24 protein-coding genes and 1 pseudogene are annotated in these 25,143 nt (G+C 64.4%); 8 read left to right on the top strand and 17 right to left on the bottom strand.

Annotated features, from left to right (window positions below; all coding sequences use genetic code 11):
- Window positions 1-129 precede the first annotated feature (129 nt).
- The gene (locus P5W98_RS01505; protein WP_434718176.1) at window positions 130-345 is read left to right on the top strand and encodes a hypothetical protein; all 216 of its coding nucleotides are present in this window, start codon (window positions 130-132) and stop codon (window positions 343-345) included.
- Entirely contained in the window at window positions 335-1,981 is a 1,647-nt protein-coding gene (gene leuA / locus P5W98_RS01500; protein ID WP_434718175.1) for a 2-isopropylmalate synthase, read from the top strand. The genes P5W98_RS01505 and leuA overlap by 11 nt, the downstream gene beginning before the upstream one ends.
- A 170-nt stretch (window positions 1,982-2,151) precedes the next feature.
- Here the strand turns inward: leuA and P5W98_RS01495 are convergent, their stop codons facing one another.
- Window positions 2,152-2,535: a nuclear transport factor 2 family protein gene (locus P5W98_RS01495; RefSeq protein ID WP_129561084.1), complete on the bottom strand. Its 384-nt coding sequence runs from the start codon at window positions 2,533-2,535 to the stop codon at window positions 2,152-2,154.
- A 583-nt stretch (window positions 2,536-3,118) separates the two neighbouring features.
- On the opposite strand from P5W98_RS01495, the gene rpoH reads away from it, so the two are divergent.
- The 5 genes from rpoH (at window position 3,119) to cydX (ending at window position 7,471) form a co-directional block, all read left to right on the top strand.
- Entirely contained in the window at window positions 3,119-4,060 is a 942-nt protein-coding gene (gene rpoH / locus P5W98_RS01490) for an RNA polymerase sigma factor RpoH (protein WP_421022909.1), read from the top strand.
- A 194-nt stretch (window positions 4,061-4,254) separates the two neighbouring features.
- Window positions 4,255-4,542 carry a cytochrome oxidase putative small subunit CydP gene (cydP, locus tag P5W98_RS01485; protein WP_434718174.1) on the top strand — a complete coding sequence of 96 codons (288 nt, stop codon included), beginning with the start codon at window positions 4,255-4,257 and terminating at the stop codon, window positions 4,540-4,542.
- Entirely contained in the window at window positions 4,532-6,112 is a 1,581-nt protein-coding gene (locus P5W98_RS01480; RefSeq protein ID WP_434718173.1) for a cytochrome ubiquinol oxidase subunit I, read from the top strand. The genes cydP and P5W98_RS01480 overlap by 11 nt, the downstream gene beginning before the upstream one ends.
- Window positions 6,113-6,158: 46 nt before the next feature.
- Window positions 6,159-7,295 carry a cytochrome d ubiquinol oxidase subunit II gene (gene cydB / locus P5W98_RS01475; protein WP_434718172.1) on the top strand — a complete coding sequence of 379 codons (1,137 nt, stop codon included), beginning with the start codon at window positions 6,159-6,161 and terminating at the stop codon, window positions 7,293-7,295.
- 59 nt (window positions 7,296-7,354) lie between these two features.
- A complete protein-coding gene (gene cydX, locus P5W98_RS01470) occupies window positions 7,355-7,471 on the top strand; it encodes a cytochrome bd-I oxidase subunit CydX (protein WP_421022905.1) in 117 nt (38 codons plus the stop codon).
- Window positions 7,472-7,543: 72 nt separating this feature from the next.
- Here cydX and nagE read toward each other — a convergent pair whose 3' ends face one another.
- From nagE to P5W98_RS01415, 11 genes and pseudogenes are all read right to left on the bottom strand, one after another.
- Window positions 7,544-9,307 carry an N-acetylglucosamine-specific PTS transporter subunit IIBC gene (nagE, locus tag P5W98_RS01465; protein WP_421022904.1) on the bottom strand — a complete coding sequence of 588 codons (1,764 nt, stop codon included), beginning with the start codon at window positions 9,305-9,307 and terminating at the stop codon, window positions 7,544-7,546.
- Window positions 9,308-9,481: 174 nt separating this feature from the next.
- Window positions 9,482-12,132: pseudogene (gene ptsP, locus P5W98_RS01460) on the bottom strand (phosphoenolpyruvate--protein phosphotransferase).
- A 12-nt stretch (window positions 12,133-12,144) separates the two neighbouring features.
- Window positions 12,145-13,152 (bottom strand): SIS domain-containing protein, encoded by a 1,008-nt coding sequence (locus tag P5W98_RS01455; protein ID WP_421079556.1) that lies wholly within the window; start codon window positions 13,150-13,152, stop codon window positions 12,145-12,147.
- Window positions 13,145-14,248, bottom strand: a complete 1,104-nt coding sequence (nagA, locus tag P5W98_RS01450; protein WP_421022902.1) for an N-acetylglucosamine-6-phosphate deacetylase — start codon at window positions 14,246-14,248, stop codon at window positions 13,145-13,147. The genes P5W98_RS01455 and nagA overlap by 8 nt, the downstream gene beginning before the upstream one ends.
- A 118-nt stretch (window positions 14,249-14,366) precedes the next feature.
- Window positions 14,367-15,101, bottom strand: a complete 735-nt coding sequence (locus tag P5W98_RS01445) for a GntR family transcriptional regulator (protein ID WP_421022901.1) — start codon at window positions 15,099-15,101, stop codon at window positions 14,367-14,369.
- 434 nt (window positions 15,102-15,535) lie between these two features.
- Window positions 15,536-16,351 (bottom strand): MetQ/NlpA family ABC transporter substrate-binding protein, encoded by an 816-nt coding sequence (locus tag P5W98_RS01440; protein WP_434718171.1) that lies wholly within the window; start codon window positions 16,349-16,351, stop codon window positions 15,536-15,538.
- A 200-nt stretch (window positions 16,352-16,551) separates the two neighbouring features.
- Complete coding sequence (locus P5W98_RS01435; protein ID WP_434718170.1) at window positions 16,552-17,190, bottom strand: SCO family protein; 639 nt, start codon at window positions 17,188-17,190, stop codon at window positions 16,552-16,554.
- Window positions 17,191-17,194: 4 nt separating this feature from the next.
- Window positions 17,195-18,100, bottom strand: a complete 906-nt coding sequence (cyoE, locus tag P5W98_RS01430; RefSeq protein WP_434718169.1) for a heme o synthase — start codon at window positions 18,098-18,100, stop codon at window positions 17,195-17,197.
- 9 nt (window positions 18,101-18,109) lie between these two features.
- Window positions 18,110-19,219, bottom strand: coding sequence for a COX15/CtaA family protein (locus P5W98_RS01425; RefSeq protein WP_421073456.1), 1,110 nt, complete (start codon window positions 19,217-19,219; stop codon window positions 18,110-18,112).
- A 38-nt stretch (window positions 19,220-19,257) separates the two neighbouring features.
- Window positions 19,258-19,815, bottom strand: coding sequence for an SCO family protein (locus tag P5W98_RS01420; protein ID WP_434662388.1), 558 nt, complete (start codon window positions 19,813-19,815; stop codon window positions 19,258-19,260).
- Between the two features lie 265 nt (window positions 19,816-20,080).
- The gene (locus P5W98_RS01415) at window positions 20,081-20,839 is read right to left on the bottom strand and encodes an SURF1 family protein (RefSeq protein WP_434715288.1); all 759 of its coding nucleotides are present in this window, start codon (window positions 20,837-20,839) and stop codon (window positions 20,081-20,083) included.
- A 105-nt stretch (window positions 20,840-20,944) separates the two neighbouring features.
- On the opposite strand from P5W98_RS01415, the gene P5W98_RS01410 reads away from it, so the two are divergent.
- Window positions 20,945-21,154: a twin transmembrane helix small protein gene (locus P5W98_RS01410; protein WP_035524088.1), complete on the top strand. Its 210-nt coding sequence runs from the start codon at window positions 20,945-20,947 to the stop codon at window positions 21,152-21,154.
- A gap of 132 nt (window positions 21,155-21,286) precedes the next feature.
- Here P5W98_RS01410 and P5W98_RS01405 read toward each other — a convergent pair whose 3' ends face one another.
- The 5 genes from P5W98_RS01405 to ctaD form a co-directional block, all read right to left on the bottom strand.
- Window positions 21,287-22,144, bottom strand: coding sequence for a cytochrome c oxidase subunit 3 (locus P5W98_RS01405; protein WP_421022894.1), 858 nt, complete (start codon window positions 22,142-22,144; stop codon window positions 21,287-21,289).
- 130 nt (window positions 22,145-22,274) lie between these two features.
- Entirely contained in the window at window positions 22,275-22,532 is a 258-nt protein-coding gene (locus P5W98_RS01400) for a DUF2970 domain-containing protein (protein WP_421022893.1), read from the bottom strand.
- Window positions 22,533-22,567: 35 nt separating this feature from the next.
- Window positions 22,568-23,161 carry a cytochrome c oxidase assembly protein gene (locus P5W98_RS01395; protein ID WP_421022892.1) on the bottom strand — a complete coding sequence of 198 codons (594 nt, stop codon included), beginning with the start codon at window positions 23,159-23,161 and terminating at the stop codon, window positions 22,568-22,570.
- Between the two features lie 61 nt (window positions 23,162-23,222).
- Window positions 23,223-23,363 (bottom strand): cytochrome oxidase small assembly protein, encoded by a 141-nt coding sequence (locus P5W98_RS01390; protein ID WP_213297775.1) that lies wholly within the window; start codon window positions 23,361-23,363, stop codon window positions 23,223-23,225.
- 75 nt (window positions 23,364-23,438) lie between these two features.
- A complete protein-coding gene (gene ctaD, locus P5W98_RS01385; RefSeq protein ID WP_421022891.1) occupies window positions 23,439-25,049 on the bottom strand; it encodes a cytochrome c oxidase subunit I in 1,611 nt (536 codons plus the stop codon).
- Window positions 25,050-25,143: the final 94 nt, after the last annotated feature.

Genomic DNA, 25,143 nt, shown 5'->3' with positions numbered 1-25,143 from the left:
GCTGCACGACCACCTCTCCGGTCGGCAGTCCTCCCAAGCAGTTCTCGCAGTACCCCAAACCGCAGTTTCTCTACAACCTAGTCGTCTGCATTCGTCCGTTTACCGTTCGGACGAGTCGCGAGGGTCAAAATGCACGTTGCATGGGCTTCGTTCACGTCCTTTTTTGCCGCGCCGGTTGCCGCCGTCACCGTGGCCTGCTTCTTCGCGTCCGTGGTTGCCGCCCGTTCGCCGGAAGTTGTGCGCTCCGTTGCGTACATCGTGCCTCGTCGTCAGCAAGCCAGCCGCTCGCTGCCGACCACCATCGCAAACGACACCATGAAGAACGAGGCATGTCATGTTGCGTAATCCCGCCGAGAAATACCGCCCTTTCCCCGCCATCCGTTTGAACGGCCGCCGATGGCCAACCCGCACCGTCGAGCACGCGCCCATCTGGATGAGCACCGACCTGCGCGATGGCAACCAGTCGCTGATCGAGCCGATGAGCATCGAGCAGAAGCTCGAGTTCTTCGAAATGCTGGTCGAGATCGGCTTCAAGGAGATCGAAGTCGGCTTTCCGTCGGCGTCGCAAACCGACTTCGATTTCGTGCGCAAGCTGATCGACGAAAAGCGCATTCCCGATGACGTGACGATCGAAGTGCTCGTGCAATCGCGCGAAGAACTCATCGCCCGCACGTTCGAGGCGCTCGAAGGCGCACCGCGCGCGATCGTGCACCTCTACAACGCGATCTGCCCGTCGTTCCGCAAGATCGTGTTCGGGCAATCGAAGGACGAGGTGAAAGCGCTTGCCGTGGAAGGCACGCGCCTGATCCGCGAATACGCCGACGCGCGCCCCGACACGCACTGGATCTACCAGTACTCGCCCGAGACCTTCAGCATGAGCGAGCTTTCGTTCGCGCGCGAAGTCTGCGACGCAGTCGCCCAGACCTGGCGCCCGACGCACGATCACAAGATGATCGTGAATCTGCCCGCGACGGTCGAAGCCGCGATGCCCAACGTCTACGCGGACCAGATCGAGTGGATGGACCGCAACCTCGCATACCGCGACAGCATCGTGCTCTCGGTGCATCCGCACAACGACCGCGGCACGGCCGTGGCCGCCGCCGAAATGGCGCTGCTCGCGGGCGCGGACCGCATCGAGGGGTGCCTGTTCGGCAACGGCGAGCGCACCGGCAATGTCGATCTCGTCACGCTCGCAATGAATCTCTATACGCAAGGCATCGACCCGGGCCTCGACTTCTCCGATATCGACACCGTGCGCCGCGTGGTCGAGCGCTGCAACCAGTTGCCGGTGCATCCACGCCACCCGTATGCGGGCGACCTCGTGTTCACGGCGTTTTCGGGCTCGCATCAGGACGCGATCCGCAAGGGCTTTGCGCAGCAACAGCCCGACGCCGTCTGGGAAGTGCCCTATCTGCCGATCGATCCCGCCGATCTCGGCCGCAGCTACGACGCCGTGATCCGCGTGAACAGCCAGTCGGGCAAGGGCGGCGCCACCTGGCTGCTCGAGCGCGGCATGGGCTTCACGCCGCCGCGCCGCGTGCAGATCGAATTCAGCCACGCCGTGCAGACGGTCACCGACGGCTCGGGCGAGGAAATTTCGGGCGACGCAATTTGCGCGCTCTTCACGCGCGAATACCTCGAGACGCACGGTCCGGCCACGCACGCCGGCGCGGGGCGGGTGCGCTGGGAAGGCCGCGACGTCGCCATGCCGGCAGCGGCGCAGATCGATCAGGCCTACGCCCAGGCAATGGCCGGGGCGATTGCGGCAGCCTCGGGGGAAAGCGTCGAAATCACTTCATTCGAAACCATGCGCACGGCGCAGGGCGCCACGGCGGTATTCGTCGGTTGCCGCGTGGGCGGCCAGCCGCTGCGTCACGGCGTCGGCGTGGCCGACGACGCCGCCCATGCGGCTGTCGCCGCCGTGGTGAGCGCGGTCAACCGCGCCGCCTGGCCTCGGGTTGACCAGCGCGCGGCGGCCTGATTACACCGGCATGCATGCCGCTCCTCGCGCAGACGCGGCGGCATGGTGAAATCAGCGGTTCGGCAGAAAGCAGTACCCGGGCTTAGCGTTGAGCGCCGGCGGCAAAACGGGCCGTCGGCGTGCGCCCGATACGCTCAGCAAGCGATATCGGCGAGTGGACCTACCGGTCGTCACTCGACAGCGCAACGCGTCGCCTGCCACGCGAGCAGACGCCAGTGGCCATCCTCCTGGGTCTGAATCGCCGTGTAGGCAATGGGATAGAGCAACGCGCCGTTGTTCGCTTCCATTTCGATCAGCGCGCGGCCCGAGATCACGCAGGCCTCGCGCCCCACCGGCAGTACATCCTGCGACTGGATCTCGATCTGGCGATAGCGGCGGCGCCCCGCCGTGATCGCATCGATGAACTGCTGCTTGGTCTCGCGTTTGCCGTTCGTGTGGATGAAGGTGGCGTTGTCGGAGAGGAGTTGTTCCAGCGACGAGCCGTCGCCGTCCACCATTGCGCGAAACCGCTCGCGCTCCAACCCGCGAATCGCATCGATTATTTTTGCAGCCATTGCTCGAGCCCCTTGCGCAAGAGTCCGCATCGTCGCGTCGATCCGCGCCGAAGATTTCTCGCACGCGCCTCGATGAAATTTATACCAGGTTTTGACGCATGGAAACTTGCGATCAAAAGCATCGCCTCCATCCAGGATAAATCATCGCCAATGCGCAGCGCGACGTGCCTGACCGGCCATGAATGTCGCATCGCAGCACTTTTGGGCCGCCCCGTTGTCTATTGAACAGATCTTGGTGGCTAAATTAGGGTCATATCAAAGGCATGACCCTAGGGTGTGAGCCGCCTGTGGAGCGCATCGCGATTCCCGGCTTTTTCCTCGACTTCATCCGCGACGGATGGCAACGCGTTCTAGAGTATTTCTTCGACCTTCAGTGTCTTCCAGGACTGCACGGCGCGGCAAACCCCGTCCAGCTTGCCTCTCGCGGATTCGACGAAATCTATCGAAACAAATATTTCGATAGGGTGAACGGAACCTTGAAGTCCCTACAGACTCGAAGTATTAGCACTCGTTAATTGAGAGTGCTAACATCCACCGTGGAGTCGATGTCTGACTTTCGCAAGATCCCTTAGGAGTTCGCTACGTGAGCAACGCAATGACCATGACCCTTCCGAGTGTGCTTAGCCCGTCGTCGGCCAAGGCCGGGGGTTCGGGTGTACTGGCGCTCGCGAACGCTTCCATGCTGCCCGGCCAGCTCGGCAACATCGACGCCTACATTCAGGCCGTGAACCGGATCCCGATGTTGACGCCGCAAGAGGAGCGCCAATTCGCGACCGAGTTTCGCGAGCAAAACAATCTCGAAGGCGCGCGCCGTCTTGTGCTGTCGCACCTGCGCCTCGTGGTGTCCATCGCGCGCAATTACCTGGGCTACGGCCTGCCGCATGCCGACTTGATCCAGGAAGGCAATATCGGCCTGATGAAGGCTGTGAAGCGCTTTGACCCCGAGCAGAACGTACGTCTCGTGTCCTACGCCATGCACTGGATCAAGGCGGAGATTCACGAGTACATCCTGCGCAACTGGCGCATGGTGAAGGTCGCCACGACCAAGGCGCAGCGCAAGCTGTTCTTCAACCTGCGCAGTCACAAGCAGGGCCTGCAGTCGTTCACGCCCGAGGAAATCGACGGCCTCGCGCAGGAACTGAACGTGAAGCGCGAAGAAGTCGTGGAGATGGAAACGCGCCTTTCAGGTTCGGACATCGCGCTCGAAAGCCAGACCGAAGACGGCGAAGAGTCGTTCGCCCCGATCGCCTGGCTCGCCGACTCGCATAGCGAGCCCACCGCCGTGATCGCCTCGCGCCAACGCGACCGCCTGCAATCGGACGGCATTGCAAGCGCTTTGGAAGCTCTCGATGCGCGCAGCCGCCGCATCATCGAGGCGCGCTGGCTGAACGTCGACGACGACGGCTCGGGCGGCTCGACGCTGCACGAACTGGCCGACGAATTCGGCGTCTCGGCCGAGCGCATCCGCCAGATCGAAGCCAGCGCCATGAAGAAGATGCGCACTGCGCTGGCCGAGTACGCCTAAGCTTCAGCTGAGACACTGAGTCGCACGAAGCCGCGAGAAGGCCGCGCCACGAGGCTCGGCACGCAAAGCCCCACTCTTACCGAGAGTGGGGCTTTTTCTTTTGGCCTACAGTAATTCGTACATCTTCATGCCGTAATTTCCCATTTCTTCGTAAGATGATTTCATGTGTGATTCGGCCCTAATCTGACATCGTCATGATTCCAACCTCCGGTTCGCCTGCGCGTGCGCGACCGTTGCTGCGCGTGCGCTTGCTTCAGTGGGCTCGCGGCCAGACCTTCAGCCGCGACATCGTTCTCGTCCTCGCCTTCAAGCTTGTGCTGCTGATGGCGCTCAAATACGCATTTTTTAGCCATCCGCAGGCCGAGAACATGAGCATGCCGCCGGCAGCGGTCGCCCAAGCCCTCCTCTCCGTGCCCATGCAGCCCGGTGCCAGTCCGCCCGGGGCACCTCCATCTCAAAGGGATCTGCGCCATGCCAATTAGCGAAACCGTTGATCTATCGCGGCTGCAGTTCGCGGTCACCGCGCTCTACCACTTCCTGTTCGTGCCGCTCACGCTGGGCCTGTCATGGCTCCTCGTCATCATGGAATCGGTCTATGTGATGACCGGCAAAGCCATCTACAAGGACATGACGCAGTTCTGGGGCAAGCTCTTCGCGATCAATTTCGTGATGGGTGTCACCACGGGACTCACGATGGAATTCCAGTTCGGCACCAACTGGTCGTACTACTCGCACTACGTGGGCGATATCTTCGGCGTGCCGCTCGCCGTGGAAGGATTGGCCGCGTTCTTCCTCGAGTCGACCTTCGTGGGCCTGTTCTTCTTCGGCTGGAACCGCATGTCGAAGGGCGGGCATTTGCTCACCACCTTCTTCGTCGCGCTCGGCTCGAACCTTTCCGCACTGTGGATTCTCATCGCCAATGGCTGGATGCAGAACCCCGTGGGGGCTGCGTTCAACTACGAAACCATGCGCATGGAGCTCACGAGCCTCTTCCAGGTGATCTTCAACCCGGTCGCCCAGGTGAAGTTCGTGCATACGGTGTCTGCCGGCTATGTGACGGCGTCGATGTTCGTGCTCGGCATTTCGTCGTGGTATCTGCTGCGCCGCCGCGACGTGGATTTCGCGCTGCGCTCGTTCGCGATTGCCGCGGGCTTCGGCCTTGCGTCGACGCTTTGCGTAATCGTGCTCGGCGACGAATCGGGCTATCGCACAGGCGAGGTCCAGCAGGTCAAGCTGGCCGCCATCGAAGCCGAATGGGACACCGCGCCCGCTCCGGCGCCGTTCACGCTGTTCGGCATCCCTAACCAGAATGAAGAGCGCACCGACTACGCCATCCGCATCCCGTACCTGATGGGCATCATCGCCACGCGCTCGATCGACGAGCCGGTGATCGGCCTGAAGGATCTGATGGGGCGCGCGGAAGTGCGTATCCAGAACGGCATGCTCGCCTACGCCGCGCTGCAAAAGATGAAGGAAGGCAGCGTCGACACGGCCACGCGAGACGTATTCGAAGCGCACAAGGCCGACCTCGGCTACGGCCTGCTCCTGAAGCAATTCGCACCGAATGTGGTCGACGCCACGCCCGCGCAGATCAAAGCCGCCGCAAAGCGTTCGATTCCGCCCGTCGCTCCGGTGTTCTGGTCGTTCCGCGTGATGGTGGCGCTCGGCATGCTGTTCCTCGCGACCTTCGTGCTCGCGTTCTGGTTCTGCGCGCAGCGCACGCTGCTCAAGGAAAATCGCCGCTGGTTCCTGCGCTGGGTGGTGTGGGCGATTCCCCTGCCGTGGCTCGCGGCGGAGTTCGGCTGGGTCGTAGCCGAGCTTGGCCGCCAGCCGTGGACCATCGCCGAAGTGCTGCCCACCCACCTTTCGGTGTCGAGCCTCGCTCCCGGCGACGTATGGCTGAGCCTCGCAGGCTTCGTGGTGTTCTACACGGCGCTCTTCATCATCGAAATCACGCTGATGTTCAAGTACGCGCGCCTCGGCCCGTCGGCGCTTAATACCGGACGCTACTTCCACGAGCAAGGCGCGGCGGCCAGCAACCGCGTCTCGTGATGGCTGTGTCGTCAGGAACACCAGCGAAACACACAGGAACCACACCATGGACTACGCAACGCTCAAAGTGATCTGGTGGGTGCTGATCGGCGTGCTCTTGATCGGCTTCTCGCTCACCGACGGCTTCGACATGGGCGCCGCCGTGCTGCTGCCCTTCATCGGCAAAACCGATGCGGAGCGCCGCATCGTCATCAACACGGTGGGGGCGACCTGGGAGGGCAATCAGGTCTGGCTCATCACTGCAGGCGGCGCGATGTTCGCCGCCTGGCCGCTCGTCTACGCGGCATCGTTCTCGGGCTTCTACTTCGCGATGCTGCTCGTGCTCTTCGCGCTGTTCTTCCGACCCGTGGGATTCGACTATCGCGGCAAGCGCGAGAATCCGAAATGGCGCAACGCGTGGGACTGGGCGCTGTTCGTCGGCGGCTTCGTGCCGGCGCTCGTGTTCGGCGTGGCGTTCGGCAATCTGCTCGAAGGCGTGCCGTTCAGCTATGACTACGACCTGCGCGTGACCTATCACGGCAGCTTCTTCGCCCTGCTCAATCCGTTCGCGCTGTTGTGCGGGCTCGTGAGCCTCACCATGCTCACGGCGCACGGCGCTGCGTTCGTGAAATTGAAAAGCGAGGGCGTGGTGGCCGCGCGCGCTTCAAAGGCGCTGCGCATTGCCTCGGCGCTCGCGGTCGTGTTTTTCGTGGTGGCGGGCGCGCTCGTGGCGACGGTGATCGGCGGCTACGCGATCACGACGCCCGCACCGTACGACAGCGTCGCCAATCCGCTCCTGAAAAGCGTCGAACCCGGCACGGGCCTGTGGCTCAGCAACTACGGACTCTATCCGTGGATGGCGATCGCGCCGGCGCTTGGCATTCTCGGCGGCGTGATCGCATGCGTGCTGGCAGGCTCGCGGCTCGAAAAGACGGCCTTCGCCGGCACCTCGCTGTTGATCGTCGGCGTGATTCTCACGGCGGGCTTCTCGATGTTTCCGTTCATCATGCCTTCGTCGCTGGACCCGCGTTCGAGCCTCACGGTGTGGGATTCCACCTCCAGCAAGACCACGCTCGAAATCATGCTGGTGGCCGTGATCATCTTCCTGCCGATCGTGCTCGCCTACACCACCTGGGCGTACCGCATCATGCGCGGCAAGGTGACCGTCGAGGCCGTCGAGGACAAGCGCAATTCGTTGTATTGAACAAGCCGCCGCGCGGCCCGGCGGCGGGCCGCAACGCAATCTACGCAGGAGTGGCAACGATGTGGTACTTCACCTGGATATTGGGGATCGGCGTGGCGCTCGGCTTCGGGATCATCAACGTGATGTGGCTCGATCAGCAGCACGTGGTGGACGGTGCCGACGATAGTGCGGAGTGAGGCTCGGACCCGTGTTCGAGAAATGAATAGACCGGCGCGAGCGCCGGTTTATTCATTGCAACAAGAAGCAGTTCAGGCTGCCTGCAAGGCGAGTTCACGCGCATAACGCTGCGCCGCGCTGCCCACGACGATGTGCAGCGTATCCGCCGACACCCAGGCCACATCGAGCGCGCCAAGCTGGGCACGATCGACCGCAGCCGGATCGCGCACGATCACGCGCAAGCGCGTGACCGCGACCGCATCGAGCGACACGATGTTCGCCACGCCGCCCAGCACGGCCAGCCAACGCGACGGATTCGGGTCGAGCGGACCGGTTTCATCGTTCGTGACACCAGAGGACTGTGCCGCAGCCTGCGGAACCGCCTGCGCCACCGGCGCCGCCTTCACCGCAGCCGCAGCCGGGCGGCCGCTCGCGATCTCGCGACGGATCTCGTCGGCAATCATGTCGGCCTCCGGCCCGATGATGACCTGCACGCTTTCACCGCCGCGCTTGAGCACGCCGCGCGCGCCGATTGCCTTGAGCGCCGGCTCGGACACGTGTGCCGGATCGGCCACGGTGAGACGCAGGCGCGTCGTGCACGCATCGACTACCTTCAGATTGGCCGCACCGCCGAGCGCATCGATATAGCGCGCCGCGCGCGAGAGCGATGTGGCCGCTGCCACGCCGGCAGCCGGCGCTTCCACGCCCGACATCGACGACGCGATGGCCGTGTCGCCGGCCGAGGCTTCGCGGCCCGGCGTCGGCAGATTGAAGCGGCGGATGAAGAAGCGGAACAGCACGTAATACACCACCGCATAGGCGATGCCGAGCGGAATCGCTTCCCAGCCGTGCGTCGAAAGACCGTAGTTCAGCACGTAGTCGATTGCACCCGCCGAGAACGTGAAGCCGAGTTTGATGTTCAGCAGCGAGCAGATCGCCAGCGACAGCCCCGTGAGCACCGCGTGGATGCCGTAGAGCACCGGCGCGAGGAACATGAAGGTGAACTCGATCGGCTCGGTCACGCCGGTGAGGAACGAGGTGAGCGCCATCGAGAGCAGCAGGCCGCCCACCATCGCGCGGCGCTCCTTGGGCGCCTCGTGCAGCATTGCGAGACACGCGGCCGGCAGGCCGAACATCATCACCGGGAAGAAGCCGGCCATGAAGCCGCCCGCGGTGGGGTCGCCCGCGAAGAAGCGGTGCAGGTCACCGGTCACGGCCGCGCCGCCGGCGGCGGGCGTGAACGAGCCGAACACGAACCACACGAGCGAGTTCAGGATGTGATGCAGGCCGGTCACGAGCAGCAGGCGGTTCAGCAAGCCATAGACGAAGGTGCCGATCGCGCCCGCCGTGGTGAGCCAGTGGCCCGCCGTGTCGATCGCGCTCTGCACCGGCCCCCACGCATAGCCGAACACGATGCCGAGCACGAGACACACGAGCCCCGTCACGATCGGCACGAAGCGCTTGCCGCCAAAGAAGGCAAGGAACTCGGGCAGCTTGATGTCCTTGAAGCGGTTGTACAACATGCCCGCCACGACGCCGGCCACCACGCCCGAGAGCACGCCCATGTTGAGCTTGTCGTTGATGTCCTTCATCACGGCGGTCTCGACCAGGTAGCCGAGCGCGCCCGCCAGCGCCGCCACGCCGTTATTGTCCTTCGCGAAGCCCACCGCGATGCCGATGGCGAACAGCAGCGGCAGATTGTCGAAGATCGCGCCGCCTGCGTCGGCGATGATCTTGATGTTGAGCATGTCGGCCTGCCCGAAGCGCAGCAGAATGCCGGCCACCGGCAGCACTGCGATCGGGAGCATCAGCGCGCGGCCGAGGCTCTGAATCTTGAGAAACGGATTGCCATCCATTGAACTGCCTCCAGTCCCTGTCTCTTGCGTGAAGAAAACGAGGTGAGATAAACCGGCGCGCGATCGCTGCTCCCGCCGGCGGGTTTTTATTCAGGAAATCGAACGGTTTAAAGTGTCCGATACCGGGTAGATGCCGGGTAAATGGAGTGGCTGATTGCTGAGCCACTCGGGAAATCAGTCGAGCGGCCAGCTTTCGCGGCTTGCCCCGCGCACTGCCTGCGCCGACTCCAGCGCGAGCACTTCGAACGCCCGTTCGCGGCACTGGCTGTAGTCGAGCTTGCGCACGCGAGCCTTGATCGACGGCACGGACACCGGATCGACCGACAGCTCGGTCACGCCAAGACCGACGAGCAGCGGCACCGCAAGCGGGTCGCCCGCCAGCGCGCCGCATACGCCGACCCATTTGCCATGCTTGCTCGCGCCCTCCACCGCCACGGAGACGAGGCGCAGCACGGCCGGATGCAGGCCGTCGGCCTGCGCCGCCAGATCGGGCTGGCAGCGGTCCATGGCGAGCGTGTACTGCGTGAGGTCGTTGGTGCCGATCGAGAGGAAATCGGCGTGACGCGCGAGCTGGTCGGCCAGCAGCGCGGCCGAGGGCACCTCGATCATCACGCCCACTTCGATGCGGCCAGTGCGGCCCGCTTCGCGAGCGAACGTGTCGATGCGCTCGCGCAGGCGCACGAGTTCGCCCATGTCGGTGACCATCGGCAGCAGGATGCGCACGGCGCCCAAGGGTTCGACCGCGAGCAGGCCGCGCAACTGGTCGTCGAGCAGGTCGGGGCGCACCTGCGCGAGGCGGATGCCGCGCAGGCCCAGCGCGGGGTTCGGCTCCGGCGGCAGGGTCAGATAGTCGACTTCCTTGTCCGCGCCCACGTCGAGCGTGCGGATGATGGCCGTGCGTCCATCCAGCGCGTCGGCGATCGCCTGGTAGCCCTCGCGATGCTCGTCCACCGTGGGCGCGGCCTGGCGATGGATGAACATGAGTTCGGTGCGCAGCAGGCCCACGGAGTCCGCGCCGTTGTCCACGGCGGTGCGTGCGTCATCGAGCGTCGCGATGTTCGCGGCGACTTCGACCGCATGGCCGTCGCGCGTGGCCGCGGCCTCATGCGAGGTGCGCCGGTTCGCTTCACGCACGCCCGCGAGGCGCTGCTTCTCGGCACGGGCGCGTTCGACGTCCTGCGTGCTCGGTGCGAAGGCCAGGCTGCCGGCGCCCGCGTCCACCACGACCGTCGTGCCTTCTTCGATCTTGTGCAGCGCGTCGCCGAGCGCGACGAGCGCCGGGATGCCGGCCTGGCGCGCGATGATCGCTGCATGCGAGGTCGCACCGCCGCGCGCCATCACGAGCGCGGTGACGCGCTTGCGGTCGAGCGAGGCGAGATCGGAAGGCGTGAACTCGTCGGCCGCGAGCACGGCTTCTTCAGGCAGCTCGCGTTGTGCCCCACCCTGCGCGTTGCCTGCGCCACTCGCGTTTGCGAGCGCCCGCAGCACGCGCTTTTCGAGATCGCGTAGATCGGCGGCACGTTCCGCGAGCAGCGGGTCGTCCACCTTGCCGAGCACCGCGATCTGCGCGCGGATCGCTTCGCGCCACGCGAAGCCAGCGCTCTTGCCGAGGCTGATGAGGTCGCGCGCGGCGTCGATGAGCGTCGGATCTTCGAGCAGCACGCGGTGCATCTGGAAGATGCCCGCTTCGCTGATCGCGCCGCGCTGCGAGGCTCCGCGCACGGAAGTGTCCAGCTCGGCGTCGACGGACGCAACGGCCTTGTCGAGCAGTCGGCTTTCAGCGGCCGACGGGCCGCTTGCGAGCTCGGCGGGAACGAGTTCGGCGTCGTCCCAGCGCACCAGCTTGCCGACGGCCACGCCCGGCGCCGCGCACACGCCAGCCAGCGTACCCGGGGCGCCGCGCGCGCCTGCCGTGCGGCGCCGGCCGCACCCGCGGCACTGGCGGCGCTCGCCACGGCGGCGGCCGGCGCCGGCGACAATTGCCGCGCGGGCGCTTCGCCGCCTTCGCCCGGCGCTTCGCGCAGAAGTTCGCTGGCGACGGCATCAACGGCCTTCTGCGCCTCGCGGCCCATGCCGACCAGTTCGATGGTCGAGCCCTCGCCCGCGCCCAGCCCGAGCAGGCCCACCACGCTTTCGATGGCCGCCTTGCGCTCGCCGTAGCGCACTTCCACGCGCGCCTCGATCCCGCGCACCGCTTCACGCGCACGCGCCGCGGGCCGCGCATGGAGGCCGCCTGCATGCGTAAGCGTCACGCTGCGGCGCACTTCATTCGTCACGACCTCCGCAACACTGGCCGCGGCCACCGCGCCGTCGCGCGCGCGCAGCACGAGCAGCGGCGTCTTGCCGGCCTCGACATGCCCGGCAACGCCCGCGCGCTCGATCACTTCGAACGCATCGGAGTTCGCCACGGCTATGACGGAGACGAGGCTAGGCGCGTTGCACGCCACGACGTCGAGATCGAATTCGATCAGCAGATCGCCGCGACGCACCAGGGCGCCCTGCTCGACCTTCGGCGTAAAGCCCTTGCCGTTCAGCTCGACCGTGTCGATGCCGATATGCACGAGCACCTGCGCACCCTCGGCGGTCTGCAGCGTGACGGCATGGCCGGTGCGCGCAAGGTGCATGATCGTGCCGTCGCACGGCGAGACGAGCCGGCCGGCAAGCGGATCGATGCCGATGCCGTCGCCGAACAGGCCTTCCGAGAAAACCGGATCGGGCACCGAGGCGAGCGGCACGACTGGGCCGCTCAACGGCGCGATCAGTTCGATACGGCCCGCGGCGGAATTTTCCGGCTTCATCAGGCGAGACTCCTGGGTGCGTTCCATCAGCATTCCAATCTAGTGGGTTTCGGTGACTTTGTTCAGGTAGCGCGGTTCGTCCGGGTTGCGGCCGCGCGCGGCGGCGAGGCTCGCCGCCATTACGTAGAACGAAAGAATGGCGGCGATCGGATCGAGCGCCGGGTCAGCCGTCGTGACGAGCGGCAGCGTGGCGTCCTGCACTTCGGCGGGCGCCGCGAGCAGCACGCGCGCGCCGCGCTGTTGCATGTCGCGCGCGAACTGCACGAGCCCCGCCTGCTCCGGTCCACACGGTGCGAACACCAGCAGCGGATAGTCGTGGTCGATGAGCTCCATCGGGCCGTGGCGCACCTCGGCGCTCGAGAACGCTTCGGCCTGGATGCTCGAGGTCTCCTTGAGCTTGAGCGCCGCTTCCTGTGCAATAGCAAGTCCCGGGCCGCGGCCGATCACAATCATCTGCGAGACGTCCCGCAGTTCGTCCACGGCCTTCGACCAGTCGAGCGCGCCCGCGCGATCGAGCGCCTCGGGCAGCGCGCGCACGGCGTCGAGCAGCGCGGCGTCGCGCTGCCAGAACGCCACGAGTTGCGCCGACATCGCGAGCATCGCGATATAGCTCTTGGTCGCGGCGACGCTCAGCTCCGGGCCCGCGAGCAAGGGCAGTTCCGCGCCCGCGGCATCCGCGAGCGGCGAGCCGGCCACGTTGACCATCGCCGCCGTGAGCGCGCCCGCGTCGTGGAGCGCGCGCATCGTCGCGACCAGATCAGGACTCCTTCCTGATTGGGAGAAAGCTAAGGCAAACTGGCCCTTTACGCGTAATGGCGCTTGTTGCAGTGTGGCGATCGACATGGGAATCGAGGCCACCGGCACACCGATGCGGCTCATGGTAAGCGCAGCGAAATAGCTCGCTGCGTGGTCCGAGCTGCCGCGCGCAACCGTGAGCGCAACCTGGCGCGGCTCGGCATCGAGCGCGCGGGCGAGCGCCTCGACGCGCGAGGTGTCCGCGAGCTGCGCGGCGACTACGCCAGCCGAGGCCAGCGCTTCTTTAAGCATATTCGACAATCGATTCTCCTTCGACGTAGGTCGCGGTAAGCGTCAGTTCACGGTCGAATACATTGACATCGGCCCATGCGCCGCGCGCGAGGCGGCCACGGTCTTCGATGCCGAGATAGTCGGCCGCATAGCGCGACAGGCGCGCGGAAACATCTGCAATCGGCAGGCCAATCGATACGAGATTGCGCAAGGCCTGGTCCATGGTGAGGGTGCTGCCGGCTAGCGTGCCATCGGCAAGACGCACGCCGCCGAGGCACTTGGTCACGTGCTGGCTGCCAAGGCGGTATTCGCCATCGGGCATGCCGGTTGCCGAGGTGCTGTCGGTCACCACGTAAAGGCGCGGAATTGCGCGCAGCGCCGCGCGGATCGCGCCCGGGTGCACGTGCAGCAGGTCGGGGATGATCTCCGCGTACTCCGCGTGCGCGAGCGCCGCGCCGACGAGACCCGGATTGCGGTGATGCAGCGGCGACATCGCATTGAAGAGATGCGTGAAGCCGCGCGCGCCGTGCTTGAGCGCGGCCACGGCGTCGTCGTAGGTCGCGAGCGAGTGGCCGAGCTGCACGCGCACGCCGCGCGCGGCCATCTCGCCGATGATCTCGATATGGCCCGCGATTTCCGGCGCCACGGTCACCACGCGGATCGGCGCGATCGACAGATACTTGAGCACTTCGTCGAGCACGGCGGACACTGCCGCGTCGGGCTGTGCGCCCAGCTTGCCCGGATTGATGTAGGGCCCTTCCAGATGCACGCCCAGCACGCGCGCGCCGCCCGGCGTGCGCTGCCGCGCCACGTCGCCAAGGCTCGACACCACGCTCATCAACTCGTCGCGCGGCGCGGTCATGGTGGTGGCGAGCAGGCTCGTCGTGCCGTAGCGCGCGTGCGTGCGCGCGATGGTTTCGATGGCGTCGCCCGCTTCCATGACGTCGGCGCCGCCGCCGCCATGCACGTGCAGGTCGATGAAGCCTGGCAGGAGGTAAGGCGCGTCGTTCTTCGCCGGATCGGCGGCCTCGCCCTCGATCGACGTGATGCGTCCGTTTTCGAACGTGAGCGTGCCGTTGATCCAACCTTCAGGGGTAAGAATGTTTCCGCTCAGCATGAGATTTTTCCGATTTTGCGCACGACAAATTGGGGTGCGCGGTGAGTCGTGACGATGACGTGCATGAGAGATTCGTGGCGCGGCGTTGCGTTCCCGTGAGTTGCTGTCGCTACTGCATTCATTGCCTGAGCTCCGCGACGAAGTCGTAAAAACCGTCCCGGCAATAAGTGTCGGTGAGCTCGATGGCATGCTGATCGCGCGAAAAGCCCACGCGCGTGATCACGAGCAGCGCCGCACGCGGCTCTACATCCATCAGCCTGGCGATTTCGCCCGTCGCGTTGACCGCGCGAAAGTGCTGGAGCGCGCGCACGACTGGCACGCCGCGCCCTTCGAGATACGCATAGAGCGAGCCGTCGATTGCGCCTGCGTCCGGCACGATGGACGCTGGCAGCGCCGAATGCTCGACGGCCATCACGATGCCATCCGCGCGGCGCAAGCGGCGCAGGCTTGCAACGGAGGCGCCGGGCGAAAGCCCGAGCTGCACGATCTCCTCGCGGTGAGCAGCACGCACCTCGCGCTCCAGCCACACCGAATCGGGCGTGAAGCCGCGCTGCTCCATCTTCTTCGTGAAACCAGTCAGGCGCGAAAGCGGATCTTCCACGCGCGGCGTAATGAAGCTGCCCGCGCCGCGTGCGCGCCGGATCAGCCCCTGCTCGACCAGCAGCTCGATGGCCTTGCGCGCCGTGATGCGCGAAACGCCAATGGCATCCGAGAGCGTGCGCTCCGACGGCAGCGCCTCGCCCGCCGACCACACGCCGCAATGAATGGCCGTCGCAAGATTGCGCGCCAGTTGCAGATAAAGCGGCGTGATGTTGCGCGCATCGGGCATCAGGGCAGACCAACGGGTTTCCATGGAGCTCCGGCCAGCGGTTGGACAGATCGTGGGGCATCCGGGCAGGCCATCTGGCACTTTCGCCATTGTCTTCATGGCATCGACCCGGTGCAAATTTGAGCCCATTATATAACCACAATAATACCAGTCAACAGGTGCGGCGACCGTACGTATATCGAATAAAATTACATAATAATCAAATAGTTATCGTTGATTTATGATGAGAAAGGCGTCGGCGCGGGGATCGGGATTTTCCCTGGAAAGGTATCTGTGGGCTCTCTTTAAGAGGCCGGAGGGCTATTTCGCTACCAGACGGTTAGCGGGTGCCAAGACTATTGGGGTAAGCGCCCCGCCGAAAATGCGGACGCAAAAAAAGCCGCTTCCAGGAAGCGGCTTTTTCGTTTGCTAGATCACCAGCGCGGCGGCTTAAACGCGGCGTGAGGGTTCCGCGTCGCTCAGAACGACGGGATCATCGAACCCTTGAACTCGCTCTTGATGAACTGGCGCACGTCTTCCGACTGATACGCTGCGACCAGCTTCTTCACCCACGGCTTGTCCTTGTCCTGGGCGCGCACGGCGATCAGGTTCGCGTACGGGCTGTGTGTGTCTTCCAGCGCGATGGCGTCCTTGGTCGGCTGGAGGCCGGCGGCCAGCGCGTAGTTCGTGTTGATGACGGCGGCGTCCACGTCGCCGAGCGCGCGCGGCAGCTGCGCGGCGTCCAGCTCGACGAGCTTCACCTTCTTCGGGTTCTCGGCAACGTCGAGCGGCGTCGCGTTGTTGCCGTTCGTGCCCGCGCCAGCGCGCAGCTTGATCACGCCCTTGTTCTGCAGGAGCAGCAGCGCGCGGTTCTCGTTCGACGGATCGTTCGGCACCGCGACCTTCGCACCTTGCGGCAGCTCGTTCAGAGACTTGAGCTTCCTCGAGTACACGCCGATCGGCGAAATGTACGTGAGGCCCACGTTCACGAGCTTATAACCGCGCTGCTTGACCTGGCCCTCGAGGTACGGTCCGGTCTGGAAGCTGTTGGCGTCGAGGTCGCCCGAGTCGAGCGCCGCGTTCGGCTGCACGTAGTCGTTGAATTCGATGACCTTCACGTTCAGGCCTTCGCGCCTGGCGACCTTCTGGACCACGGCCCAGACCTGCGCGTCCGGACCGGAGACGGTCCCGACCTTGATAACCTTGTCGTCGGCGTGGGCGCCGAAGCTGGCCGTGAGCGTGGTGGCGGCGGCGAAGCCGGCGAGGAGAGCTTTAATCAGATTTCTGCGCTGCATGGCGATGATGTTCCCGCTGGTTGCGTGTTTGTTTCTTCCTGTCCCAGCTGCGGAGGCATTGTGTGCCATCGGCCGGGTGGACGTGAATGGTCTCATATGGCCCCGGCCGCGCGAAATAAAGAATTCGCATACGAATATTCCACGGCGCCGGACGACGCCGGCGCATTGGGCGAACCGAGGGTATCGGAGGCCGGACGGCCTCAGTCGTTGGCGTCTAGCAGGATCTTCAGATCGTGCAGCCAGGGCGTGACGCCCTGGCCATCGCGCGCGAACAGCCGCAGCTTGCCGGTGGTGTCGAACACGTAGCTCGCGGCGGTGTGATCCATCGTGTAGCCGTCGGGCGTATTGCCGGGCACCTTCGCGTAGTAGACGCGGAAGTCCTTGGTGATCTGCTTGAGCTGCTCTTCGTTGGCCGGGCGCAGCGCGATGAAGGTGGAATTGAACGCGCTTACGTACTGGCCCAGGATCGCGGCGCGGTCACGTTCGGGATCGACGCTCACGAACAGCACCTGCACGCGCTTCGCGGCATCGGGCCCGAGTTGCTGGAGGGCCTGGGACAGCTCGGCCATGGTGGTCGGGCATACGTCCGGGCAATGCGTGTAGCCGAAGAACAGCACGACCACCTTGCCCTTGAAGTCCGCGAGCGAGCGCATCTTGCCGCTCGAGTCTGGCAGCGAGAAGTCCTTGCCGAACTGCGTGTTGCCGGTGATGTCGAGGTTCGAGAACGATGGCGGCTGCTGGCCGCAGCCTTCGAGCAGCAACGTGCCGCCGAGCGCGCCTGCCGCAGCGAGCGCAACAAGCGTGACACGCGCGGCACGCGCGAACGTTGAATGGATCATGTCGTTACATCCCGATGAAGGCGCGCACGTAGTGGTCGACGAGCAGCGCGGCGAACAGCACCGAGAGGTAAACGATCGAATAGCGGAAAGTCTTGCGGGCGAGTACGTCCGAATACTCGACGTAGATTTTCCACGCGTAGGCGAGGAACACTGCACCGAGCAAAACCGCCGCAGCCAGGTACAGCACGCCGCTCATGCCCGAGATATAGGGCATTAACGTGACCGCGAACAGGATCAAGGTGTAGAGCAGGATATGCAGGCGCGTGTACTTCTCGCCGTGCGTGTTGGGCAGCATCGGCAGGCCGGCGTTTTCGTAGTCCTTGCGGCGGTAGAGCGCGAGTGCCCAGAAGTGCGGCGGCGTCCACACGAAGATGATGAGCACGAGAATCCAGGCGTCGGCGGGCACGTGGCCCGTGACAGCTGCCCAGCCGAGCGCCGGAGGCATCGCGCCCGAGGCGCCGCCGATCACGATGTTCTGCGGCGTGGCGGGCTTGAGCAGCAGCGTGTAGATGATCGCGTAGCCGATGAAGGTCGCGACCGTGAGCCACATGGTGAGCGGATTGGCGAACGTGTACAGCACCCACATGCCAAGGCCGCCGATCGCCGCGGAGAACATCAGGATCTGCGCACTGGTGATCTCGCCCCGCGCCGAAGGACGCCAGGAGGTGCGCCGCATGCGGGCGTCGACCTTCTGCTCGACCAGACAGTTGATCGCGAAGGCCGCGCCCGCCGTCAGCCAGATCCCGACGGTGCCCCCGACCAGCTGTTTCCAGGGCACCATGCCCGGAACGGCGAGGAACATGCCAATGATCGCGCAGAACACGGCCAATTGAGTGACGCGGGGCTTCGTGAGCGCAAGATATTGCGAAATCCGGCTACCGGGCGTCTGAGAGAAGGTTGTACTTTCCATAGGGCGGGGTCACACCGCAGCGGTGTCGCGCGCAGGGAGAACGGCGCGGCCGGGGCGGCTACAAGCAATTCGAAAGTTTAGCACGACGACCAGAAGCAGCAGGATCGCCGCGCCACCGTTGTGCGCCACTGCCACGGGCAGCGGCCACTGCAGCACGATGTTGGATAGCCCGGTCAGAAACTGGATCGCGATCACGATCATGATCCAGTTAGTGGGGCGTCGCAGCGAAGCGTAACGCCGCAACTTGAGGGCGAACCATACCAGATAAGCGACCACGATGAACGCGAAGGTGCGATGCGTCCAATGGATCGCCACGAGCGCGTCCTGAGTGATCACGTCGCCGTTGCCGTCCATGCCGAGCGCACGCCAGAGATGGAAGCCATGATGGAAGTCCATCGGCGGGATCCATGCGCCGTTACAGGTCGGAAAGTCCGTGCACGCGAGCACCGCGTAGTTCGTGCTCACCCAGCCGCCCAGCGCGATTTGCACGACGAGCAGTACGAGCGCCACCAGCGCGGCCACGCGCCAGCGCGCAGCGTCGGGCTCGTACGCGGGCAGCGGCGTCATGCGCGCGGCGAGCCACGCGAGCGCGCCAAGCAGCATGAGACCGAGCAAGAGGTGCGTAGTGACGATGATGGGTTGCAGTTTCATCGTCACGGTCCAGGCGCCGAACGCACCTTGCACGACGATCAGGCCGAGCAGCGCCGTGGGCCACCACGGCGACACATGCAGCGGCAGGCGTTTGATGCGCGCGCGCCAGGCGATCGCCGTCTGGGCGATGATGAGGACGCCGATGGCCATCGCGAAGTAGCGGTGGATCATCTCGATCCACGCCTTGGTCATGCTCACGGGGCCACTGGGCATGGCGAGGTGCGCGGCGGCGATCTGCGCATGCGCGATGAACGGCGACGAGGTGCCATAGCAGCCGGGCCAGTCAGGACAGCCGAGACCCGAATCGGTGAGGCGCGTGAAGCCACCGAACATCACGAGGTCGAGCGTCATGAAGGTCGTGAGCCACACGAGCTTGCGGAACTTGTCGTCGTCGGCCTTCACCCAGACCCACGACAGCGGCAGCAACGCGATGCACAGACCAATCAGGCCCAGCTCAAGGATAAACATCTTTCGTACTCTTCTCTGTCAGACTCGCGCTGCGCACCTTAACCGATACGCGACCACTTCAGTAGTTTGGTCACGTCCTGTTTGATCCTGGACGGATCCGGCTGCTCCGGGAAACGCATCATCAGGTTGCCGTTCGGGTCGACCAGATAGATGTGATCGGTGTCTTTCGTCTTGTCGGTCGCCGGCAGCCAAGCAGCCACCGAGACCGAGTCGGCGCGCAACATGCGCGTGTCCGGATAGGCGGTCTTCACCACGGCCGGCACCGGCGCGTCGTCGGTGCGCAGCCAGACCGTGACGACGCGCTCGCGCTCCGCGCCTTGCGTCGCCCGCACCTGGCGCATGAAGTAGAGCTTCTGCGCGCAGGCCTGCCCGCACGCGCCGCCGTCCACCGAAATCATCAGCCAATGGCCCTTCAGCGAGTCGAGCGGCACTTCGCGGCCATCGTCGCCTGTCACCATCAGCGCGGACGGAATCGTGCGTTGCGGCTCGATCAGCGTGCCATAGCTCGTCGAGCCGCCCTTCGGCTTGATCACGTAGTAGGTGAAATACGAGATCGCGATGGGCGCGCCGCAGATCAGCGCGATCAGCAGCAGCATCCAGCGGCCGCGCTGCCACGAGCCTTTCTTTTGAGCCCCATTCGGCAATGCGCCCTTTGACGGAGCGCCCTTTGGCGGTGCGCCCTTTGGCGGTGCGCCCTTTGGCGGCGATGCGTTGCGCGAAACCTGGGATGAATCGGGAGAATGCGTCGACACTGCTTGAACCTCGTTTCTGTCGCTTCCAGTTATTCATGCGCTGCGATGCTGCAGCAGCCATTCGTCGCCTGGCGAATCGTCGCCCGGCGAATCGTCGCCCGGCGAATCATCAGGCGTCCTTCGTGCCGTGAGCCGACTCCGTGCCATGCCCCTTAATGCGCTCTTTTGTCGCAGCCCGGCGAGCCGCGTAAACGCCGAATCCGAGCGCTGCGGCCGCCATGCCCCACCACTGGAGCATGTAACCGTAGTTGCGTTCGACATCGGTGGCCGGCACAGGCCAGTCGCGCACGAGGCCGTCCTTCAAGGCCGGCACAGCGTCCGTCTGCTGGATCACAAAGGGCTGCAACGGCAGTCCGGTTTCCGCCGCATAGGAGGCGACGCCGAGATTCTGCCGTATCTTCTTTTGCGCTGCAGAGCCGCCCGCCCCTAGTTCGAAGGCACGCGAGGCATCGGCGCGCGCAATGCCCACCACTTCGACCGGCTCCCTTGGGGTCAGATAAGGCGCGATCTGCTCGCGATTCTGGATGTTGCGCGGGAGCCAACCGCGATTCACGAGCACGTAGCCACCGCCCTCCAGTTTAAGCGGCATCACCACGTAAAAGCCTGGCTGGTCGTTATACGGACGATTGTCGAGATACACCACGCGCTCGGGCATGAACGTGCCCTTTGCACGCACCCGATGAAACTCGATGTCCGTCAGCGGAATCGGCTCGGCGCCCACGCTCTGAGGGGTCGCATTCTCATAACGCGTGATCTGCGCCTGCAGCGCTTCCTTCTGATGGGCGCGGTCGCGTTGCCAGAAGCCGAGCCGGATGGTCACGGCCATCACGATCAGGATGAGCAGCGCGGGAATGAGACGGATCTTCATCGGGCACATCCAATGCAATGCATTCGAATGGCCGAACCCTGCCCCCGGGGACACGGTGCGATAATGAGACAGGCGTTTTCAGGCATGCCAACTTCAGTGAACTTCATGCACATACTTGTCCCCATTGCATTCGTGCTGATCATCGCGAGCATGATCTCGGCGCTTTACTTCATGATGCACGACCGCGGCCGCAGCAAGCGAATGGTGTGGTCGCTCGCGACGCGCGTCGGTCTGTCCATCTCGCTTTTCCTCTTCATTCTCTTCGCGCACTGGATGGGCTGGATCCAGTCCACCGGAATTCCGTACGGCCGCTGAGTTCAGCCATCGGCTCACCGCCTCGCCCCGCCATCGCGCGACCTTCCGCATCATCCGGTTCTGCAAAAGCCAAGGCGCCGCGCCGACAGTGTCGGGGCGGCGCCTTGTCTTATTACGCCCGCAGCGTGCGCGTTACAGCCAGTACACGACGACGTAGAGGCCGAGCCAGACTACGTCCACGAAGTGCCAGTACCATGCGGCGCCTTCGAATGCGAAGTGGTGTTCAGCCGTGAAGTGGCCGCGAATCAAGCGGACCAGCACCACCGCAAGCATCGTGCCGCCGAGGAACACGTGAAAGCCGTGAAAGCCCGTGAGCAGGAAGAACGTCGAACCGTAGATGCCCGAGGCAAGCGTGAGATTCAGTTCGTTGTACGCGTGGACATACTCGAAGACCTGCAGGCACAGGAAGCACAGGCCCAGGACGATCGTTGCCCCGAGCCACGCAATGGTCTTGTTGCGGTGGTCGTCGCGCAGTGCGTGGTGAGCCACCGTGAGCGTCGCGCCCGAGGAGAGCAGCAGCGCCGTGTTGATGGTCGGCACCGGCCACGGCGTCATCGAACGGAAGTGCGAGACGAGCGCCGCCGGGCCATTGTTCGGCCACACCGCCGTGAAGTCCGGCCAGATCAGCTTGTAGTCGAGGCTGCCGAGCTGATGCAGGGCAATCTGGCGCGCGTAGAAGAGCGCACCGAAGAACGCGCCGAAGAACATCACTTCGGAGAAGATGAACCAGCTCATGCTCCAGCGATACGACTTGTCGACACGCTTGCCATACATGCCGCCTTCCGACTCGGCGATAGCGTCGCCGAACCAGTGCCACAGCGTGAAGAGCACCCACAGCAGACCGGCGGCCACGCCGATCGGCCCCCACGACTCGCCGTTGATCCACGACGCCAGCGACGCAAGCATGATCAGAAGACCAATGGACGCGCTGATCGGATGCCGCGACGGGTGCGGTACGAAGTAGTACGGGCTATCGTTTTGGCCGCTCATGCCTGATTCTCCAATTTCCAGTTGCTCCGGACAGTGCCGGCTTTTGCCGACTGTTGTTGCCGGCGGTCTGTCTTCGTTATTCGTTTTCGCCTTCAGGCGCGAGCGCATGCGTTCCGCATGCCGCCCCGCGCTACGCCTGGCCCACCACCGCGTGCACGATCAACAGCAACACGACGATAAAGATTGCCGCGCCGATGATCCCCGCTGCAATCAGCGCCAGCGGGTGCAGTTGCGCCGCGTCCGATTCGAGGTCGGCGCGCCTGCGTATGCCGAAGAACGACCACCCCACGGCTTTCGCCAGTTGCAGCAAGCCGCTCTTCTTCTGCTTTGCCGCGCCGGCCTCCTGGCTGGCGCCGCCGCGTTCTTCCTTTCTATCGTTGCCGTTCATGCGCGTCGTCCCGGTAGGCTCACGCCTCGCTCATCTCATGCGCCAGCCGACTGCTTCGGCGGCTGCGGCACTGCGGGCTTGTTCAGTTCGAAGAACGTGTACGACAGCGTGATCGTCTTCACGTCCTTCGGCAGTTTCGGATCGATCACGAACACCACCGGCATGCGCTTCGTCTCGTTCGCCTTCAGGGTCTGCTGCGTGAAGCAGAAGCACTCGATCTTGCGAAAGTATTCCGTCGCCTGCTTCGGCGCGTAGCTCGGAATCGCCTGCGCGTCGATCGTGCGCCCTTCGTTGTTCGAAATGTCGTACATCACCGTCATGACTTCGCCCGGGTGCACCTCGAGGCTCGTCTGTTCCGGCTTGAAACCCAGCAGCCCGCGCGCGTTCGCATCGAACTCCACCGAGATCGTGCGCGTCATGTCGACCTGCGTGTTGCGCGCCTCGCGCGCGGTGACGTCACGCTGCACGAGATTGTTGATGCCGGTGATCTGGCAAATCGCGCGGTACATCGGGATGAGCGCAAAACCGAAACCAAACATCAGGAACGCGATCACCACGAGCTTGATGAGCATCGAGCGGTTGAACCCGCGATCACTGCCAGTGCGATCTGAAAACTTCGGCGTGGACATCGAACTTCCTCGTACGTACACCGGCGCTCAACGCGATGCGAAGCGCCTCTTGCTGCTGGCCTCAATGAGCGCCGAAATACACCTGGTTCAGAACGGCACCCAGAAAAAAGACGCCGACGACAGCCAGCAAAATCAGGCCGAGCCGCAGGTTGCCCGAGCGGATCTGTTCGGGTGTACGTCTTTTTTGTGGATTCCGGGTCATGCTTGTGTTGCGCAGTTGCTGCGGGATGTCTCGCGTCCGGCCGCGCACGGCGGCCGGACGCCCAGGACCGATGGCTTACTCGACCGTCGGCGGATTTTCGAAGGTGTGGAACGGGGCCGGGCTCGGCACGGTCCACTCGAGGCCGGTCGCGCCATCCCAGGGCTTGTCCGAGGCCTTTTCCAGCTCGCCGCCACCACGGTATGCCGGCAGCGCCACGAAGAACAGGAAGTACACCTGCGAGAGGCCGAAGCCGAACGCACCAATCGTGATGACCTGGTTCCAGTCGGTGAACTGGGCCGGATAGTCGGCGTAGCGACGCGGCATCCCGGCGAGGCCGACGAAGTGCATCGGCAGGAACGCGAGGTTAAAGAAAATCAGCGAGCACCAGAAGTGGATCTTGCCGCGCATCTCGTTGTACATCCAGCCGGTCCACTTCGGCGCCCAGTAGTACCACCCCGAGAACAGCGCGAACAGCGACCCCGCCACCAGCACGTAATGGAAGTGCGCAACGACGAAATAGGTTCCGTGATACTGGATGTCGAGCGGCGCCATGGCGAGCATCAGACCCGAGAGGCCGCCGAACGTGAACACGATCAGGAAGCCCACGGCGAACAGCATCGGCGTTTCGAACGACAGCGCGCCGCGCCACATCGTCGCCACCCAGTTGAACACCTTCACGCCCGTCGGGACCGCGATCAGCATGGTCGCGTACATGAAGAACAGCTGGCCCGTGACCGGCATGCCGGTCGCGAACATGTGGTGCGCCCAGACCATGAACGAGAGAATCGCGATCGACGCCGTGGCGTACACCATCGAGCTATAGCCGAACAGCGGCTTGCGCGAGAACGCCGGAATCACCTGCGACACGATCCCGAACGCCGGCAAGATCATGATGTAGACCTCGGGGTGGCCGAAGAACCAGAAGATGTGCTGGTACATGACCGGGTCGCCGCCGCCTGCCGCATTGAAGAAGCTCGTGCCGAAGTGACGGTCGAACAGCAGCATCGTGATCGCGCCTGCGAGCACCGGCATCACGGCGATCAGCAGGTACGCGGTGATCAGCCAGGTCCACGCGAACATCGGCATCTTCATGAGCGTCATGCCCGGTGCGCGCATGTTCAGGATCGTCACGACGATGTTGATGCCGCCCATGATCGACGACGCGCCCATGATGTGCACCGCGAAGATCGCGAAGTCCATGCCCGGGCCCATCTGCGTGGAAAGCGGCGCATAGAGCGTCCAGCCCGCGGCGGTCGCGCCGCCCGGCGTGAAGAACGAACCCACGAGCAGCACGGCGGCGGCCGGCAGCAGCCAGAAGCTGAAGTTGTTCATGCGCGCGAACGCCATGTCCGATGCGCCGATCTGCAGCGGCACCATCCAGTTCGCGAAGCCCACGAATGCCGGCATGATCGCGCCGAACACCATGATGAGGCCGTGCATGGTGGTGAGCTGATTGAAGAACTCGGGGCGCATGATCTGCAGGCCCGGCTCGAACAGCTCGGCACGGATGGCCAGAGCCATCACACCGCCCGACAGGAACATCACGAACGAAAAAAGCAGATACAGCGTTCCGATGTCCTTGTGGTTCGTGGCGAACAGCCAGCGTCGCCACCCGTGGGGCGTCTCGTGGGCGTGGTCCCCGTGCACATGACCGTGGCCCGCTACATCGTGTCCGATGCTAGACATGACTCTCTCCTGAAGCGAATTGCTTTGCGTCTCTTACTACTGTGTTGGCCTATGCGACTGACTGTTCTTTTCACGGCCCGGTGCGCGCCTCTAT

This window comes from Paraburkholderia sp. A1BS-2L (assembly GCF_051125205.1).
In the GTDB taxonomy this organism is placed as follows: Bacteria; Pseudomonadota; Gammaproteobacteria; order Burkholderiales; family Burkholderiaceae; genus Paraburkholderia.
Note: the sequence above shows the minus strand (reverse complement) of the source record. Positions and strands in the feature narration are given on the sequence as shown.

Coding starts and splice junctions, on each gene's coding strand:
- P5W98_RS01505 (WP_434718176.1), top strand. CDS start 130: ATGCACGTTGCATGGGCTTCGTTCACGTCCTTTTTTGCCGCGCCGGTT.
- leuA (WP_434718175.1), top strand. CDS start 335: ATGTTGCGTAATCCCGCCGAGAAATACCGCCCTTTCCCCGCCATCCGT.
- P5W98_RS01495 (WP_129561084.1), bottom strand. CDS start 2,535: ATGGCTGCAAAAATAATCGATGCGATTCGCGGGTTGGAGCGCGAGCGG.
- cydP (WP_434718174.1), top strand. CDS start 4,255: ATGATTCCAACCTCCGGTTCGCCTGCGCGTGCGCGACCGTTGCTGCGC.
- P5W98_RS01480 (WP_434718173.1), top strand. CDS start 4,532: ATGCCAATTAGCGAAACCGTTGATCTATCGCGGCTGCAGTTCGCGGTC.
- cydB (WP_434718172.1), top strand. CDS start 6,159: ATGGACTACGCAACGCTCAAAGTGATCTGGTGGGTGCTGATCGGCGTG.
- cydX (WP_421022905.1), top strand. CDS start 7,355: ATGTGGTACTTCACCTGGATATTGGGGATCGGCGTGGCGCTCGGCTTC.
- nagE (WP_421022904.1), bottom strand. CDS start 9,307: ATGGATGGCAATCCGTTTCTCAAGATTCAGAGCCTCGGCCGCGCGCTG.
- P5W98_RS01455 (WP_421079556.1), bottom strand. CDS start 13,152: ATGCTTAAAGAAGCGCTGGCCTCGGCTGGCGTAGTCGCCGCGCAGCTC.
- nagA (WP_421022902.1), bottom strand. CDS start 14,248: ATGCTGAGCGGAAACATTCTTACCCCTGAAGGTTGGATCAACGGCACG.
- P5W98_RS01445 (WP_421022901.1), bottom strand. CDS start 15,101: ATGGAAACCCGTTGGTCTGCCCTGATGCCCGATGCGCGCAACATCACG.
- P5W98_RS01440 (WP_434718171.1), bottom strand. CDS start 16,351: ATGCAGCGCAGAAATCTGATTAAAGCTCTCCTCGCCGGCTTCGCCGCC.
- P5W98_RS01435 (WP_434718170.1), bottom strand. CDS start 17,190: ATGATCCATTCAACGTTCGCGCGTGCCGCGCGTGTCACGCTTGTTGCG.
- cyoE (WP_434718169.1), bottom strand. CDS start 18,100: ATGGAAAGTACAACCTTCTCTCAGACGCCCGGTAGCCGGATTTCGCAA.
- P5W98_RS01425 (WP_421073456.1), bottom strand. CDS start 19,219: ATGTTTATCCTTGAGCTGGGCCTGATTGGTCTGTGCATCGCGTTGCTG.
- P5W98_RS01420 (WP_434662388.1), bottom strand. CDS start 19,815: ATGCTGCTGCTGATCGCGCTGATCTGCGGCGCGCCCATCGCGATCTCG.
- P5W98_RS01415 (WP_434715288.1), bottom strand. CDS start 20,839: ATGAAGATCCGTCTCATTCCCGCGCTGCTCATCCTGATCGTGATGGCC.
- P5W98_RS01410 (WP_035524088.1), top strand. CDS start 20,945: ATGCACATACTTGTCCCCATTGCATTCGTGCTGATCATCGCGAGCATG.
- P5W98_RS01405 (WP_421022894.1), bottom strand. CDS start 22,144: ATGAGCGGCCAAAACGATAGCCCGTACTACTTCGTACCGCACCCGTCG.
- P5W98_RS01400 (WP_421022893.1), bottom strand. CDS start 22,532: ATGAACGGCAACGATAGAAAGGAAGAACGCGGCGGCGCCAGCCAGGAG.
- P5W98_RS01395 (WP_421022892.1), bottom strand. CDS start 23,161: ATGTCCACGCCGAAGTTTTCAGATCGCACTGGCAGTGATCGCGGGTTC.
- P5W98_RS01390 (WP_213297775.1), bottom strand. CDS start 23,363: ATGACCCGGAATCCACAAAAAAGACGTACACCCGAACAGATCCGCTCG.
- ctaD (WP_421022891.1), bottom strand. CDS start 25,049: ATGTCTAGCATCGGACACGATGTAGCGGGCCACGGTCATGTGCACGGG.